We start from the raw sequence: 16,845 nt of genomic DNA, 5'->3' as shown, positions 1-16,845 counted from the left end.
CTTTTTTCATTGCGCAGGTGGTCAAATGCCAAGTTTACGGCCAAGCCAGCTCATGTGCCGCCGGACTGCCGTCATGAAAAGGTGCCTGCGGTCTGCGCGCTGCTCGCTGAGCCGTTTGACCAAAAACTCTGGAGAACAGTGCACCAGGCTGACCGGATCAATCGTTCGGGCGTAGACCACCAACGCCAGATAAACAAGCTCTTCGAGGGTTCTGGCCCGTGTCCGTTCCGGCACAGATGTCAGGTCTTCGGTCAAACCCCAGCCAGCGTAAAACGGAAGCCCGTGCACAGTTACCGTCTTGCCGCGCAGCAGTGCTTCATATCCCGCAAGGGAGGAAAACGTTTCGACCGCGTCGCAGGCGTCAACAAGATCAACAATATTGGCATGAGCTGCGACATGATTGGCAAGGCCAGCCGTTTCAGCTGGCAAGAGTTTGCCTTTGCGCAATCCGGTTTCGACGTCCGGATGCGGCTTGAAAACGATATAGGCGTCAGGATTGCGCTCCCGGGCAAGCCGGAGGAGATCGAGATTGACGTTTGGCGTATTGGCGCAATCGATTGTTTCAGACCGGGACTTGCGAATGGCGGCATCGTCTGCCACCTGCCCCGGAACAAGGATGATGCGCTGGTCCGTATCGAACCGTGTCGGCTTAGCCTTGCCGAAATTGTACTTGGAAACCCGCGCCTGAACGATCACGTCAATCAGCGCGCGGCCGCGCGCCATCTCGCCGGCGCTCAAGTCATATGTCTCAAGCAGGACTTCAAGCCGGCTCTTGCGCGCCGGGTCGTAGTAAATGCCAAGGTCGTCGACCGCGAGCATCGCGCCGCGCGCCAGACCGGCGCCTAGGCCGACAGAGCGCAGAAAACCGTCTTCAATCCGCAGCAGTGGCACTCCAGCCGCATCACACGCCTGTTCGATCTCCGGCGCCGTGCGGCCCGCCCAGGAGAGCACCTGTCCGCCATCGCGTTTGGCAGCCTCAACGGCCAGCTCCCAGTCGTCGTGAAACACCACCGGGCCGCCAGGTCCGGCAAAAGTCGCGTTGATGGATGGATGGTTCCAATATTGTGCGCCATAGCAGTGCGACGCACGCACATTCTCCTGCCAGCGCGTTTCGATCAACGATGCGATATCCAGCGCTTCATCCGCTGTGATTGCCGAACCAGAATAGGGCTCGAACCAAGTGGTCAGTTCGGTTAGCAACCGCTCACAGCGGATGGCCAGACGCGCCTTGTCCGGCTCCGCCGCCAAAATCTTCTGCCAAAACGGATCTGAAATGGCACCTGACGAAGGCTCCTCCATGAAGCTTCGGCTGGCTTTGTCCGCTTCATCGCCGGCAACCTCCGCGGCGGAAAACCGGTGCACCCGGTGGCCGTCCCGCACACGATCAAGAAACGGTGTTGCGGTTTCCGGCGGTTCTGGCGCTGTTTCGGCCAAAAATGCGTTCACCAGTGCATCCAGGGCCGATCCAGGTTCCCCTTGACGCGCAACCGGCGGCAGAAAAATTGCCGTTATAGAAGACGGATACGTTTTTGAAGCGCATGGAAACAGGCCCGGCAACACCACCAGAACCGGCTTTTTCCCGCCTGACAGCTTGATTGCTTTTTCAAGCGCGGCGTCTGCCGGACCGCAAGCTATCACATCTGCTTTACCCGGCGCACTACTTACAAACCTGGCTCCGGTCATCCTTTCGATCTTTGCGCGGACCGCGTCCAAGGTGACATCCGCCGTGTAGAGCCGTTGAAGTCTTGGAAACGCCTGGGCCATCACAGAGGGACCCCCAAGGCGCGAGCGGCGGCCAGACGAGGCGGTTCCGCCTCAAAGCCACCAGGTTCGTTCAGCCGCCTCTCCAGCAATCGCTCCGCAATATTGCGCGCGGCAACCGGCCCCCCCTCTTGATTATGGATCGAGCCACGCACCTGAATGGTCCCGGCGATTGCCATCACATAGGCAGCCAGCAGATCTCCGTCCGGTTTTGCCGGTGCGTTCCAGAATGACGCCAATGTGCCGGAATGCGTCAATCCTTCAACATCATAATGTGCTGGCACCAGCGTTTTGACCGGGCACCCAGCCTGAAGCGCTTCAAGGCCTGCCGTCGAATTCAACGTAACCAAACCGGCCGCACCTTCAAACAATGGACCGAGGCCGCCGCCATCCAAAAACACGATCCGCCCCTGCAAGCCGCTGTCGCGTGCCAGACGGTCAATCTCCGCCGGCCAATTTTCAAACCCCACATCAAGTGGGTGGGTCTTGATGGCAAGAACGGCATCGGACGGGGCTTCTTTTGCAAATGAGGACAGGATCACCTCAAGCACGTCCGAAAAGCTTTCATAGGGCGAATGGCGCCGCAGCTGAAAATCTCCCTCCAGCTGCAAGGGCAAGACAAAAAACGGCTGCTTTGACGCTTTCAAAGCCCTGATCTTGTCATGCGCAATTCTGTTTCGGCGTTTTTCATCAAGAAGGCGCCACGCTCCGCGCAGGTACTCAAGGACGGGCGGATAGATCGTATGCCGCTCATAATGTGGATAAAGAAACTTCAGGAACACATTGGTGAGGTTGTAGATTACATCCGGCACGGTCTGAAGGTAAAACGAAGCGGGAAACTGCGGCCCAAGGTCGATCGGGGCAACAGATTCGGCGATTTTGCGAATTCTCTCTGGATCCTTGGGGAAATGACTAAGGGTCGACAGGCCGTCCCGCTCCAACGTCATCCATCCCGGTCTGAGATAGCCCAGTTCGCTGACCGCCACATAAACACCGCGCTCGCGTGCTGCGGACACGGCTGCCCGGTGATATATGCGCTGGTCCCCGTGCAGCACCAGATCGGTGATTTTCTTATCATCCAGGAACCGTTGAATGAAGTCCGGCCAGTCTGACACACGGTCTTTGAATGATGTGGTCTCCGGCCCGTGCCAATGCAGCCAGTCCCCGGCGCACAGGTTGATACGGAATACCTTATGCCCCGCCTTGCGGATCTCCTCGCCTGTCAGCCGGAACAACGGGCTGAGCGGGCCTTGCAAAAACAGGACCCTGCGCACCCCGGACCGGCATGACGTGTCATCCGCGCCAGGCATGGGTCCAAAGCTCTGTCTTGCCGCGCGCTTTCATTTGCTCGTCAAAAGTCGTTGCGATCCCGAGACTGCGCGCCTTTGCGATCCGCGGCGGTGCGTCCAGCAGCGCACCCGGCAGGTTCACCGTCTCCTCGTTGAGACGCTGTGCCATGACCGTAGCGCCCGCATGGCGTCCCTCAGGCGTGTAAAAACAGCCTTTCACCTGGATCGTCGCTGCCAGCAGCTTCTCAAGATCGGCAACAAGCGCAGGATCCGGCGCGGTTCCCTCGCGCCAGAAAGCATCCAGAGGTTTCTGGCAGGTCAGCTCAGGAATGTCGTACAGCGCGATGCCGAGAACCTTGGTCGGACAGCCGACCCGCAATGCGTGAATGCCGGTCGTGCTGTTGATGGTGAGCGAGCCAGCGGCGTGATGCAAGAGATGGTCCAGATTGCCGCCGTCGATCACATAGACCCGCTTTTTGACCCCGTAATGCCGGGCAAGCTGACGGAGGATCTTGCGCCAGGGCTCCATGCCATTGTCGAGCGGATGCACCTTGAACACAAGCCGGGCTTCCGGGGGTGCATGCCCTGCGAAAGACCGGATGACCTGCTCTGCCGCTTCTGCGATGTGATCGAAGGGAGAATTGTAGCGCAGTTGATAATCGCTCTGCAGCTGCAGCGGAAAAACGAAATAAGGCAGACCGACACCGATCACGTCATCGATAAGGTGTTTGGCGTTCCTGTCCCTCGTGCGGGACATCAAAAGACGCGGTATGTTGCTGAGGTAATCGATCAAAGGATGATACAGCTTGTCACGGACGAAATGCGGATAGGCCAGTTTGAACAGCACATTCGACATGTTGTAGGTGACTTCGCGAACCGCCTCAGTCCAGAAACCGAATTTGTACAATGGCCTCCGGTCAATGTCGGGCAAGCTCGCGGATGCTTTGCGAATTATATCCGGATCATTCGGGAACAGAGAATGGGCCGACATGCCACATCGCTCGACGGTGATCCAATCCGGCCGCAAGTAGCCGAATTCATAAGTCGTCGGAGTGATGCCCAGCTCGGCGGCAACTTCCACCGCCGCCACATGATAGGGCACGCGGTCAGCGTAGTAGACCAGATCCGTGACGCCATTTGACTTGCAATACGCACGAAGCCAGTCCTTCCAGTCCGACAAACGGCCACGATAGGACGTCGCGCGCTTGTCGTGCCAGCTGAGCCAATCGCCCGCACACAAATTGACGCGCAGTGTTTTCGCGCCGAGCCGCTCCAGTTCGTCGGCGACCGTGCGCGCGAAAATGGAAGGCGGGCCCTGCAGAAAAAGAAAAACCTTCGGGCTTGGCGAAGAATGGGTCAAAGAACGGATCACCAGCTTACACATACGGCAGCGGGCGGACCGAAGTCCGCCCGTTCCCGCTTTACACAAATAGAGGGCGTTCTGCCAGAACCTTAGTCCGTGACCGAGCTCACGACCGCATAGTTGCTGATGAGCGGTGCAATAATCTGCAAGAACTTGCCAAACTCGGCTGTCGGATGGTTCGAGACGAACAGAATGTCCTTGTCCCGCATTTCAAAATGCCGCGCCAGGAAAAATCCGCTCGGATCCCGCATATTCAAGCGGTAGACGGCAGGAACCTGTGTATGAGCGGCAATTTTGGAGGCAACCTCTGGCCTGACCGAACGCACAAGGTCGGAGTCTTCGAACCTGAAGAGGAACACGCCGGTTGCATCGGCTTTGTTGTCATTCAGCCCTCCGACCGTTGCCAGGGCTTCAGCAAGCGTCACGCTTTTCGTGCGGAAGGGCACAAGCTGGTTGGCTTTTACAGCACCAAAGGCGGAGAAGGTGCGCGGACGGTGCGACAGCAAGATATTGTCGTTCGGCGAAATGACAACGTTGTTTTCCGGGTAGTCGATCAGGTGCTCCAACCGCGTCGTGCCCGAGCGGTTGCCCCGCTTCAGCGTCACCACGGTTTCAAACGTGGCCTGCCGCGCTCCGCCCGCAGTTGCAACCAGGTCCAAAAGCCGCGTGTTGCGCACCGGCAACGGATAAACGCCGGGCTTGCCCACGTCTCCCACCACAACAGCGGTCGAGCTCAGTTTTTGATTGAGAGTTACGAGAACCTGCGGTTCGACGGCCTTGCCGACCAGCTTTTGCTGAATTGATTGCCGAAGGCCTTCGACACTGAGGCCAGCTGCGCGAATTCGGCCCGCGTAGGGAATAAAGATGCTGCCGGACTCATCGATGACCGCCGGGATCGTGCTGGCACCACCATCCTTGTCCGAAAAGAGCCCATCGGGAGAAGCTTCCCAAATACCGACGCTCAAGGTGTCGCCGACACCGAGCAACGTACTGGATCCGCCGTTTCCGACCCCCCTGAACTGGTTGGCAAAGGCCAGCGGCCGGTAGCGCTTGATGGTTTCGATGTTCGAGCTGTCGATTTTTATGACGGTGTAGTCAGCGACACTCTGCTCGGACTCGATGTCTTGGCTGGTGATGTTTATTGCCGCGGGGCCATCACCCGGCAAAGCCGCGCAACCTGTTAAAGCTGCAGCAACGGCAAGTACTGTGAAAACTCTCATTCTTATCCGATCCACCCAACCAAGTGCGGTGGTCCTAGCACGGCCTCTGGTTTAATGTCCAAGGATGGATTCAAAAATCCCCGGCTTGGTCCATTCATGTTGTCCCCGCGCAACAGTTGACACTGAAATCCTTAATGAACTGAGTGGCTTTGTCGGTTTGTCACCAGAAAAACGCGAATGGCCGGGATTGCAGCAAGCTGCGATTTGGGAAATACCCGCGTGAATCACCATCTTCACCGAATGAGGGCCCACAAGATGACGGAAAACGAGACCGTAGACGGCAGCACGCTCACAGAAAAGGTCATCGAAGCCTCTGCCGCACTTGACCGGTGGGCTCTGCAAGATGCATTTCCGTTTTGGCACACACATGGGATCGACCCGGATACAGGCGCTTTTGCCGAAACCCTTGACCTTGTGTCCCACCAGGAAGCCGCCCCTGCCCGGCGCGCGCGTGTTCAACCCCGCCAGGTTTTTTCTTTTCTCGAAGCCGCAGATCTGGGCTGGGACGGCCCGGCGCTCCAGATCGCCCGCAGCGGGATGGAGTCGTATCTGTCTTCCTATTTCAACGAGGACGGCACCGCAATCAGCGCAATCACAATTGCCACCAGCGAGGCGGACCCGACGTTCGACCTATACAATCAGGCGTTTGCCCTGTTCGCCATGGGCCGGTTGGCGCGAGCCATTCCGCAAAGCGCGCCGGACATGCACGCCAAGGCATCGGCGTTGCTGGATCATCTGCGCAAGGGTTTTGCACACACGGACGGCGGTTTCCATGAGGCAAATCCTGTTCGCGCGCCGCTGCGCTCAAATCCCCACATGCATTTGTTCGAGGCCTCGCTCGAGCTGGAGCAGACAGCGGAAGACACGCGCTGGCGGGAACTTGCCGACGAGATCGCCGACCTCGCCCTCACGAAATTCATCGACCCGGCAACCGGCGGGCTGCGCGAGTTTTTCGATCTGGATTGGTCGCCGATGCCAGATGAAACGGGACGCATCATGGAGCCGGGGCATCAGTTCGAGTGGGCATGGCTTTTGATCCGCTGGGGCATCCTGCGCAACCGCGCGGATGCAATCAGTGCAGCGAGGCGGCTCTATCAGATCGGCGAGCAGTTCGGGATCGATGCGGAACGCCAAGTGGCAATCATGGCACTGAATGACGACCTCGAAACGCACGATCCGCTCGCCCGGCTGTGGGGCCAAACCGAGTGGATCAAGGCCGCAGTCATCCTGGCGCGGATCTCGGTTGGCCCGGAGCAAGATGCCTTTCAGAACGACATCGTGCGCGCATCCGATGCGTTAATGCAGTACTTCAAGGATGTGCCTGCGGGCTTGTGGCGCGACAAGCTCAAAGAAGACGGCAGGTTCATCGACGAGCCAGCCCCGGCGAGTTCTTTCTACCATATCATTTGCGCGATTGGCGAACTGCACGCCTTTGCCGCAGACCTTAAACGCAGTTGAGATGGTCCATCTCAAGGGCCCCATGGCGAATGTGAAGCACAGAACGCCGCAAATGCTGTTTTCGAACCGGTGTGTTTGCGACTAGGTTGCGCCATCACCCAGCCGGTATTTCAAAAAGACCCAAGGTTTTTCATGACAGACGCTCGTATCATAGACGGCAAGGCAGTTGCCGCTTCCGTTCGCGACGAAATCTCCAGCCGTGCAGCCGGCCTTTTGGACGCGCAGGGCATCCGTCCGGGTCTGGCGGTGGTGCTGGTTGGCGAAGACCCGGCGAGCCAGGTTTATGTCCGCAACAAAGACCGGACGGCAGAGGCTTGCGGCTTCAACTCCATCAAGCACACGCTTGACGCGGCCACCCCGGAAGCGGACGTCCTGGCATTGGTCGAGACGCTGAACAATGATCCGGCCGTTCATGGCATCCTCGTCCAGTTGCCGCTGCCGAAGCACATTGATGAGAGCAAAGTCCTCCGGCTCATCAAGCCGGAAAAGGATGTCGATGGGTTTCACCCGGTCAATGTCGGCCTCTTGACGACCGGCGAACGCGATCATGCGCTTGTGCCATGCACGCCTGCGGGCAGTCTCGTGCTTTTGAAGCGCACCCTGGGAGATACGCTGTCAGGCCAGAACGCGGTTGTGGTCGGGCGCTCCAACATCGTCGGCAAACCGATGGCGAGCCTTTTGCTGCAGGAGAGCTGCACGGTGACCGTGGCCCACAGCCGAACCCGCGACCTGCCTGACGTTGTGCGCGCAGCCGATATTGTCGTCGCGGCCGTCGGCCGACCGGAAATGATCAGGGGCGACTGGATCAAACCGGGCGCGACCGTAATCGACGTTGGCATCAACCGGGTTCCCGCTCCGGACCTTGGCGAAGGCAAAAACCGGCTTATTGGCGATGTGGCCTTTGACGAAGCGGTTCAGCATGCTGGCGCCATCACACCGGTGCCCGGCGGCGTTGGCCCCATGACGATCGCCATGCTGATGGCCAACACGCTGACCGCCGCACGGCGTCAACTCGGCCTGCCGGAAGAAACCCCGCTGTTTTAAATTGAAGGACGCCGACAGAAACGCAATATCAACCATGCGCCGACAAAACCTTGGGGCTGATAGTCATCAAAACACCAGCCCTAAGGTTAAACACGTAACCCACATTGAAAATTTTATTAACACTTTAGGCTTTATAAAATTCCCCAAGAGTAACTCTAATAATTTCCAGTAGAATTCAGCGATACTACACAACCGTAAGCAATAAAGCCTCACACGGCTAAGCTTCACGGTGTGTGGCCGACTTGGGGGTAGGCATGCACGACGACCACAGGGCCGCATTGGATTTCCTAGGCTGCGCCTTTAGCAAAAACGACAAGTTGAAAGACATTAACCGGCTGCTTGATGAGATCATGCCATCCATGATGGATGACTTTTACCAGCAACTCCAAGGTTCACCCGCGAGCGCTTTGTTTTCTTCTCCGGACCGGCTGGAACCAACCAAGAAAGCACAGACAGCCCACTGGAAACGGTTGTTTGAAAGCGGCTTGTCAGAGGAAACCCTGAAAAACTCTGAGCATATCGGTGCGGTTCATCTGGAACACGGTTTGTCACCCACGTGGTATATTGCTGCCTACGGTTGGGTGCTGATCCGCATTCTTCCCGCGCTCAACAAAAAATTCCGGTTCGACCGAGGCGGCTTCGACAAAGCCTGCGAAACCCTCATTTGCCGCATGTTTGCCGACATCGCAACCTCGTTAAACGGCTATCAGACGGCGTCAATTGCCAAAGCCGTTTCCGAGCTCAGGGAAGACAAGACCACTGCGCTTGGCAATCTGTCACGCTCGGTCGCAAATCTAAACGGCGTTGCCCTGCAGCTTGCCCTGCTGCAACGAAACTCCGCCGAAGTTGCTTCCAGCGGCGAGACAATATCCTCCGCAGCCACCGAACTCGTATCGTCCATTTCCGAGATCACCAACACCAGCGACATGGCCGCACAGGAGGCCCAGGACAGCAGCAACTCTGCGGCGGATTCCCAGGCAACAGTGCGGAAATTGTCCGAGGTCATATCGAACATTTCGAGCGCCGTCAGCCAGACATCGAACAGTGTTGATGAACTCTCCGAAGCGTCCGATCAAATTGGCCAGATGCTGTCCGTCATTGAAGGCATTGCCCAGCAAACCAATCTTCTGGCGCTGAACGCGACAATCGAAGCCGCCCGCGCCGGTGAGGCGGGCAAAGGGTTTGCAGTCGTTGCGCAAGAGGTCAAACAACTGGCCACCCAGACAGCGAAATCGACAGAGGACATCGCCGCCCGTATCACGGCGTTGCGGGAGGGCATGTCGACGATCCAGGGCAACATGGAGCTGTCCACCAACGCGGTTTCGCAAAGTGAAGAGGCAATCGAGCAAACGTCCTTGCAAATTGATCAGTTTGCCAGCCAGGTGTCCGGTGTTTCGCACCGGATGAGCGAAATCGCAGGGATCCTGTCCCAGCAAAAGCATGCATGTGATGAAATCGCAGGCAGCATCAACGGTGTCGCAAAACTGGCGTCCGAGAGCAGCAAATTTGTTGAAGAAGTGTCCTATAACATGAAGGACAGCTCGGCGAATTTCCTTGAAAATGCCCGCGACAGCTTCGACCCGGAATCGCCTGTTGCGCTGTGCTACATGGCCAAGATCGACCATGTCGTCTTTAAAAAGCGCGTTGTGGATACCTGCATGGGCGCGGAGAACTGGTCCAGCCATGATGTGCCCGACCACCACAATTGCCGGCTCGGCAAGTGGTATGACGGGCTCCAGGATCCCCGAATCCAGGCTCTCCCGTCCTTCAAGGCGCTGGTCTCACCGCACGAAATCGTACATGCAGCCGCGAAAGAAGCGCTGGACGGTGCAGCTGAGAACAACACAGCCAAGATGTCGGCAGCGCTCCACGCGATGGACGAGGCCAGTGTTGACGTGCTGCGGCTTCTCGACGAGCTCGCAGCAGCCATATCGGCCATGAACGCGCAAGATCAGGCAGCGGCATAATCAATTTGTTGTAACGCTGCGGCAGAAAAGTCACCCACGGCCGGAAAATGGGCGGTGATGCCCCGCACTCTGGACGGCTCCGGCATCCCGGTGTTAGGAAGCCTTAACCAACTTGTTCTAGCTTTTCCAAGGGGCTGGGCAGTTAACCGGCAGGTCGTGCGTGGGGTGCGGCCTGTCCTTCACCGGTGACATCAGAGCCAATCCGGCTCAGGGTCCCAACCTGGAACAGGCGGCAGTTAGTGGTGCGTCGACCGTCTCGTGCGCCCTTGTCTGAAAAGGGCGCCACAGTTGTCTTGGCCACCGGGAAGCACATCGCTTCGCCGGCACGGGAGGTTTACGCCCAAAAACCCTGCAGCAAGCTGCTGAAGGCCGTGGCGTTCGGTCTTCTTGTGTCCACGTGCCTGACGCCGCTTCCCGCATCGGCATTCGAACTGTTCGGGGTCCGGTTGTGGGGATCCGACGCGGAAGAAACGCAGACGGTCCCTAATCCCCTGCCCTACAAGGCCGAGCTGTCACTCAGCTCCGAAAAAGAAGACCTTCAGAGCCGTTTGGAAAGCGCCTCGCTTCTTGTCTCTGAAGAGAGCAAGCAGCCCTCGGGAACGGATGGCCTCATCGCGCGGGCCCTGTCCGACCGGGAGCGCATCGTGGCAAGCTTGTATGGTGCCGGGTACTACGGTGGGACGCTAACAATCCGGTTGGGAGACGAGACCCTCGAACAGGCGCTTGAAACGGGCAACGTCTCCTCGGCGCGCCCGCTTCCCGTTCAGATCCTGGTCGATCCCGGCCCGCTGTTCCGTTTCGGCAACATAGAAATTTCCGCTGCCGATGCTGCCGCCTCTGACACAGGCCTATCTGAAAACCCGGCGGAGTGGGGCCTGACCCCGGGCGAACCGGCCCTGTCGGGTGAAATCCTGTCGGCCGAGCGGGCGATCCTGCGCAAGCTCCGGGATCACGGTTTCCCCAAAGCCCGCATCTCGGAACGGGTCATCGTCGCCGACCACAAAACCGATCTTCTGGACGTGCGGTTGAGTGCGATTGCCGGGCCCAAGGCGCGCTTCGGGGCTGTCAGCGTATCAGGCACAGAAGTGACCGACCCGGACTTTGTGGCGCGCCAGGCCATCATTCCGGTCGGCGCCACCTACTCGCCGGAGGAGCTGGAGGCCGCGCGCAAGCGGCTCGACGAGCTGGGCATTTTTTCGTCGATCCGACTGGTTGAAGGCGATATCGGCCCAGACGGGGTCATGCCGATCACCATCGAGGTGACCGAACGCAAACGCCATGTGATTGGCGCCGGAGCCTCCTGGTCCAGCACCGAAGGCTTTGGGCTTGAAGCTTATTGGCGGCGGCGCAACCTGTTCGGGCGCGGCGAATTGCTGTCTATCGAAGGGTCCGTTGGCCAAATCGGCTCGAACAGCGTCGATGAGATGGAGTATTCGACGCGGATTGCGTTCGAAAAACCGGGTGCCTTCGGACCGTTGACGACCTTTACAACAAGCCTTGGCGCAAAGCAGGAAGCGCCGGACGCCTACACCAGCCGCAACGTCACACTCGACGCCTATCTTTCGAAAAAATACAGCGACCGCCTTACCGGCCGGGTCGGAGCGGAGCTGTTTTATGCCAACGAAGAGGATGTGTTCGGGAACTCCGATTATCTTTTGGTCGGCACCCCGGCGGACGCCGTCTATGACAGCCGCGACGACAAGCTGAACCCGTCCAAAGGCATATATGCAGCTGTGTTTGGCGAACCTGCCTATGACACGCTCGGTCAGAACGCCATGGTGTTTTTGAAGGGCACCTTCTCGACCTATGTCGCGCTTGATGAGGCCAAGCGCTTCATTCTGGCTGGCCGGGTTTCGGCCGGATCGATCCTTGGGCCGGACATTCAGGACATTCCCGCGAGCCGCCGGTTCATTGCGGGCGGGGGGGGGTCAATCCGCGGCTACGCCTATCGAAATGTCGGCCCGCGTGTGGATGGAGAAGTCGCAGGTGGCCGGTCCCTTCTTGAACTGTCGGGCGAAGTGCGGGTCAAGATCACAGACACGATCGGTGTTGTGGGCTTTGTAGATGCCGGCAATGCTTATGAAGACAGTTTCCCGGACTTTGCCGACGGATTAAAGATAGGTGTTGGTGCCGGAGTGCGGTACTTTACCCCAATTGGCCCCTTGCGCATCGACGCCGGAGTGCCGCTTGATCCGGAGAAAGACGATCCGGACTTTGCCATTTACGTTGGCCTCAGTCAGGCCTTTTGAGGGTTATGACCTATCTGAAACGTTTTTTTCGCAGCTTGATGTGGCTGGTGCTGATCGCACTGGCGCTCCCCTCCGCTGTCATTGCGTTTTTGCAATTTCCGGTCGGCCAGACTTTTGTGTCTTCGCTCATTAGCTCGCTGGCCAGCTCGGAACAGCAAAAAATCGAGCTGACCGGGCTGAAGCTCAGCTTTGGGCTCGATGTGGAGCTCGAAAGTCTGACACTGGCCGACGCCCGCGGAACGTGGCTTGAGGTCGACAATGCCGCGCTCGCCTGGGCCCCGCTGGAGCTCCTCGGGCGCAGGGTGCATGTTGAGCGACTTGTCGCCGACAGCATCCGCCTGGACCGCACGCCAGATGCCGTGCCCTCAGATGCACCGGTTGAGCCGGAGACGACCGGGTCCGGCGGCTTTTCCATGCCGTTTGGCCTCGCGGTTCAGATCGACAGGATCTCGGTTCCCGAAATCGACCTTGGCGCACCAGTGATCGGCACCGAGATCGCGCTTGCAGTCAACGCAGCCGGATCGGTTGATCCCTCCCCACTGACATTGACCACCGATCTGGATGTGACGCGGATCGATGGGGTTGCCGGCGAAATCACCACGACAATCGCCTTCGTGCCGGACGCCGAAACCCTGCGGTTCGACATCCGTGTTCAGGAACCGCGCGGCGGTCTCGTGGCGCGCCTCGCCGGCATTCAAGATCTGCCCGCGCTTGATATCGAATTGAAAGGCGATGGCCCGTTGAACGATTGGGCCACAGATCTGCGCATCGCGCTGGATGGTGCCGAGACTGCCTCCGGATCGGCCAAGATCACCTCGACCGAGGACACCCGACGCCTGAGCTTCGATCTCGATGGGCAAATCGAGCGGCTTGCCCCGCCGGTGGCCAGCGCCTTCGTTCTGGGAACGACCGACCTCGTGGGCAATCTCGACATGACGCCGGATTTCGTGCCGCTTGGCGGTGAAGCCACGCTGTCGACCCAGACGGTCAAGGCGGACTTGAAAGGCACGTTCAATCCGGACAGTCAGGCGGTCAGCGCCAATGCCGATATTTCCGTGTCAGGCGGGCAAGGTGCTCTGATCGCTCTGGATATCGATGAGCGCCGGATAGCCGCAGGGCCCGTCGGGCTGAAGGCTTCGGTTAGCGGCACGCTGGAAAACGCGCAATGGTCCTTAGATCTGACCACCCAGACATTGCAAACAACCGAAGGGCAAATTTCGGGCCTTACCCTGAATGCCGGCGGCACCGGCGCGGATCTTCAAGCGGATGCCCTCAGGGTGCCATTCCAGGTGAACCTGGACATCAACGGCGTCGCAATGGCCGATCCGCAGCTGAAACTTGCCGACGGATCGATCTCCTTGCGGGCCGCCGGCCGGGCCGACGGAGCTGCTCAATCCGTCAGCCTGGACAGTTCCCGGCTCGTCACGGACGTTGCGCGGCTGGAGCTTGAAGAAACCACCGCCTCTGCCGGCAGCATCGTCACCAGCGGCACGCTGACGGCCCCTGATCTGTCAGTGTTCTCCGATGTGTCAGGCCAGTCATTGGAAGGCGCGCTGCGCAGCACCTTTTCTGCAGACCTTGACCCGTCGGCCCTCACCGGAACGGCTGGGCTTAGTGTCTCGGCCCGCGATGTCAAAACAGGGATCGCGCAAGCAGACGGCTTGCTCTTGGGCGAGACAACCTTGTCAGCGGACATTTTGCTCGACACGCTTGATGATATTCAGGTGTCCGGTCTTCAGTTGGCGGCCAACGGTCTGAGTTTGACCGGTGGTGCGCGCAAGCAACAAGAGGCCATCCAGGCTGATTTGTCCGGCGCGTTCACCGACTTGAGCCGGCTGGAACCGCGGGTCGCCGGCGACATGACCTTCGACCTCACTGCCTCGGGAACGGTCGAGACACCGGAAGTCGGTTTGAAGGTCAATTCGGATGAAATTCTGCTGGCCGGGACTCCGCTCAAGACCCTTGCAGCGGTGATTGATGCGACCGTATCGAAGACCGAACCAAGCGGCTCTGTCGAGGTATCGGGCGAGCTGCAGGGCGCCCCGATTAAGGTAACCGCAGACCTTGTCAGCAAGGATGGCGGGGCGGTTGCCAACCCGATCGACATAAGGCTGGCCAGCAACCGGATCAGCGGTCAAATGACAGTCGGTGATCTTGCTCGGGCACTCCAGACCTTGGATGGCGAGATCAAAGTGGATGCGCCCGACCTCAGCGCCCTGTCGCCTTTGGTCCTGACAGACATTTCGGGCGCGCTTTCCGGCGACATCATCGCCCTGCCGGAAAGCTCCGGGTCCGAATCCTTGAAGATGGATCTGACGGCCACCAAAGTCGTCGTACCGGGCGCGGACATCGAAACCTTGCAGTTGGCGGCCTCGGCAGCCTCTCTGACGGACACCAACAGTTTCCGGGCCAATGTGCGCGCCGGAGATATTCTGGCCGGATCGACCCTCGTAAAGTCTGCTCAACTGGATGTCGTGCCGGACGGACAGGGCATAAAGATCGACGCGATGATCGCCCTGACCGAAGGCGGAACGCCGGACGGGCTGGATCTGTCGGCCCGGCTTGAACAGACCAGTGGCGGTTTCAAAGCGGCTCTGGAGACGCTGAACGGCCGCTATCAGGAGCTGACAACGGCGCTCGCCGCCCCGGCCAACCTGTCTTACGAAGGCGGAACGGCAAAAGTTGACGGCCTCACCCTGAAACTGGGCAGTGGCCAATTGTCTGTTGCCGGAACAGCGGGTGAAACGCTCGATATGAAAGCCGAGCTTAAGGCGATCCCGCTTGCCCTTGCCAACAGCGTGCAGCCGGGCCTTGGCCTGAGCGGAACACTCTCGGGCAGCGTCACTGCCAGTGGAACGAGCGCGGATCCCAAGGTCGTCTGGTCCATACAAGGCCGGGAACTGACCGCCACCGAAATGCGCAACAACGGCCTTGCCGCCGTGTCGGTCGATTCAAACGGAACGTTGTCCGGAACTCAAATTACGCAGAAAACCGTTTTGGACGGCGGCGGTGGGCTCGGCATGACAGCGTCGGGGTCAATCGACATTGCCGCACCCGGACGGCTGAACATTGATCTGAACGGCAACGCGCCACTGGCGGCCTTGCGCCGCCAGTTCACGCAGGCGGGCATCCGCGGCGAAGGTGCCGTGAGTGTGGCCGGCAAAGTGACAGGCAGTTTTTCAAAACCTGCTTATAGTCTGACCGTGACGCCGAACGGGGTGCGGATCACCAGCCTCAACACTGGATTGACCGTGCAAAACGTCACTGGCTCGGTCGCTGTCAATCAAGACGGTGTCTCGATCAACCAGATCAACGGAGCTGTTTCCAGCGGCGGAACGCTGAGCGCAAACGGGACCATTGGTCTCGGCCAGGGCATGCCGGCGAACATCAACACCAAACTCAACCGGGTCAAATATGTTGATGCCGGACTGGTGACCGCAGAAATCGACGCAGACATTTCGGTCACCGGTAATCTCGCCGGGACAGGAAACGCCGCTGTGATCGGCGGCTCGATCACGATCCAGAAAGCCGACATTTCGATCCCCGAAACGTTGCCTGGCGCTGTTTCGCCGGTAGCTGTGCGCCACGTTAACGCGCCCAAGGCGGTTCAGCAGCAGATTGACGAACTCGGCGGAGGCGGCGACGGCAAGCAGGCGGAAGGAACCAGCAATCCTCCGAGGTTGGACATCACCTTGAACGCTCCCGGCCGTATTTTCATTCGAGGGCGCGGACTGGATGCCGAACTTGGAGGCAACCTTAGGATCGTCGGTACAACAAGTGATCCGCAAGCCATCGGTGCATTCGAATTGCGCCGCGGACAGCTTGATGTCCTGACCCGGAGACTGGTGTTCTCCCGCGGATCCGCGACTTTCTCCGGATCGCTGACACCGGTGATCGACTTCCTGGCGACCACGACCGTCAGCGACACCACGATCAATGTCGGTGTTGCAGGAAACGCGGACGACCCGGCCGTCTCTTTTACCTCGGCGCCTGAACTGCCTCAGGATGAAGTCTTGTCATTGCTCTTGTTCGGCCGATCGGTCGGCAACCTGTCTCCGACACAGATTGCGCAGCTGGCAAGTTCGATTGCCGTTCTGACTGGCGGCAGCGACAGCGGTCCCCTGGCGGACATCCGTAAGTCCCTCGGACTTGATGTGGTCGATGTGAATGTCGACGGCGACGGCGGGCCTTCGCTCGCGGTAGGCAAATACGTCAATGACAACATTTATCTCGGTGTCGAACAGGGAACCGGAAGCGGCTCCAGCCGGGTGCAGGTCGACATTGAATTGGATCGCGGCTTGAAGGTTCGCGGCGAGGTCGGCGCGGATGGGTCCTCCAAAGCGGGTATCTTTTTCGAGCGCGAGTATTAAAATCCAACCCTGTAAAAACGGCGGAGGTCCTTGCGAAAAAGCGGTGTGGCCATGCGCCGGACCGACACGAAAGGTGCCCTGCGGTTGAAGTGGTACCCCCGCCTGTGCAAGGCTTGCGGCGAAG

At 59.1% G+C, this 16,845-nt stretch carries 9 protein-coding genes; 5 read left to right on the top strand and 4 right to left on the bottom strand.

The features are described from left to right. Positions 1 to 21: 21 nt before the first annotated feature. The 4 genes from JM93_RS08745 to JM93_RS08730 form a co-directional block, all read right to left on the bottom strand. Positions 22 to 1,764 carry a capsular polysaccharide export protein, LipB/KpsS family gene (locus JM93_RS08745; RefSeq protein WP_145342363.1) on the bottom strand — a complete coding sequence of 581 codons (1,743 nt, stop codon included), beginning with the start codon at positions 1,762 to 1,764 and terminating at the stop codon, positions 22 to 24. Then, entirely contained in the window at positions 1,764 to 3,071 is a 1,308-nt protein-coding gene (locus JM93_RS08740) for a capsule biosynthesis protein (RefSeq protein ID WP_145342361.1), read from the bottom strand. The genes JM93_RS08745 and JM93_RS08740 overlap by 1 nt, the downstream gene beginning before the upstream one ends. After that, positions 3,055 to 4,410: a capsule biosynthesis protein gene (locus JM93_RS08735; RefSeq protein WP_208995052.1), complete on the bottom strand. Its 1,356-nt coding sequence runs from the start codon at positions 4,408 to 4,410 to the stop codon at positions 3,055 to 3,057. Before JM93_RS08735 ends, JM93_RS08740 begins: the two co-directional genes overlap by 17 nt. Positions 4,411 to 4,502: 92 nt before the next feature. After that, entirely contained in the window at positions 4,503 to 5,633 is a 1,131-nt protein-coding gene (locus JM93_RS08730) for a polysaccharide biosynthesis/export family protein (RefSeq protein ID WP_145342357.1), read from the bottom strand. A gap of 255 nt (positions 5,634 to 5,888) precedes the next feature. Here JM93_RS08730 and JM93_RS08725 point away from each other — a divergent pair, with 255 nt between their 5' ends. The 5 genes from JM93_RS08725 (at position 5,889) to JM93_RS08705 (ending at position 16,721) form a co-directional block, all read left to right on the top strand. After that, complete coding sequence (locus JM93_RS08725; protein ID WP_145342355.1) at positions 5,889 to 7,091, top strand: AGE family epimerase/isomerase; 1,203 nt, start codon at positions 5,889 to 5,891, stop codon at positions 7,089 to 7,091. A gap of 132 nt (positions 7,092 to 7,223) precedes the next feature. Continuing rightward, positions 7,224 to 8,135: a bifunctional methylenetetrahydrofolate dehydrogenase/methenyltetrahydrofolate cyclohydrolase FolD gene (folD, locus tag JM93_RS08720; protein ID WP_145342353.1), complete on the top strand. Its 912-nt coding sequence runs from the start codon at positions 7,224 to 7,226 to the stop codon at positions 8,133 to 8,135. Positions 8,136 to 8,389: 254 nt separating this feature from the next. After that, positions 8,390 to 10,102 carry a methyl-accepting chemotaxis protein gene (locus JM93_RS08715; protein WP_145342351.1) on the top strand — a complete coding sequence of 571 codons (1,713 nt, stop codon included), beginning with the start codon at positions 8,390 to 8,392 and terminating at the stop codon, positions 10,100 to 10,102. A gap of 242 nt (positions 10,103 to 10,344) precedes the next feature. Next, positions 10,345 to 12,351: an autotransporter assembly complex protein TamA gene (locus tag JM93_RS08710; RefSeq protein ID WP_208995050.1), complete on the top strand. Its 2,007-nt coding sequence runs from the start codon at positions 10,345 to 10,347 to the stop codon at positions 12,349 to 12,351. Positions 12,352 to 12,356: 5 nt separating this feature from the next. Then, positions 12,357 to 16,721: a translocation/assembly module TamB domain-containing protein gene (locus JM93_RS08705; RefSeq protein ID WP_145342349.1), complete on the top strand. Its 4,365-nt coding sequence runs from the start codon at positions 12,357 to 12,359 to the stop codon at positions 16,719 to 16,721. Positions 16,722 to 16,845 lie beyond the last annotated feature (124 nt).

It is taken from the genome of Roseibium hamelinense (genome assembly GCF_007830545.1).
In the GTDB taxonomy this organism is placed as follows: domain Bacteria; phylum Pseudomonadota; class Alphaproteobacteria; order Rhizobiales; family Stappiaceae; genus Roseibium; species Roseibium hamelinense.
The sequence above is the reverse complement of the archived record's forward strand: the minus strand, read 5'-3'. Positions and strand labels throughout refer to the sequence as shown.

Bases quoted from the DNA above. Each gene is read 5' to 3' on its own strand.
- JM93_RS08745 (WP_145342363.1), bottom strand. From the start codon at position 1,764: ATGGCCCAGGCGTTTCCAAGACTTCAACGGCTCTACACGGCGGATGTC.
- JM93_RS08740 (WP_145342361.1), bottom strand. From the start codon at position 3,071: ATGCCTGGCGCGGATGACACGTCATGCCGGTCCGGGGTGCGCAGGGTC.
- JM93_RS08730 (WP_145342357.1), bottom strand. From the start codon at position 5,633: ATGAGAGTTTTCACAGTACTTGCCGTTGCTGCAGCTTTAACAGGTTGC.
- JM93_RS08725 (WP_145342355.1), top strand. From the start codon at position 5,889: ATGACGGAAAACGAGACCGTAGACGGCAGCACGCTCACAGAAAAGGTC.
- folD (WP_145342353.1), top strand. From the start codon at position 7,224: ATGACAGACGCTCGTATCATAGACGGCAAGGCAGTTGCCGCTTCCGTT.
- JM93_RS08715 (WP_145342351.1), top strand. From the start codon at position 8,390: ATGCACGACGACCACAGGGCCGCATTGGATTTCCTAGGCTGCGCCTTT.
- JM93_RS08705 (WP_145342349.1), top strand. From the start codon at position 12,357: ATGACCTATCTGAAACGTTTTTTTCGCAGCTTGATGTGGCTGGTGCTG.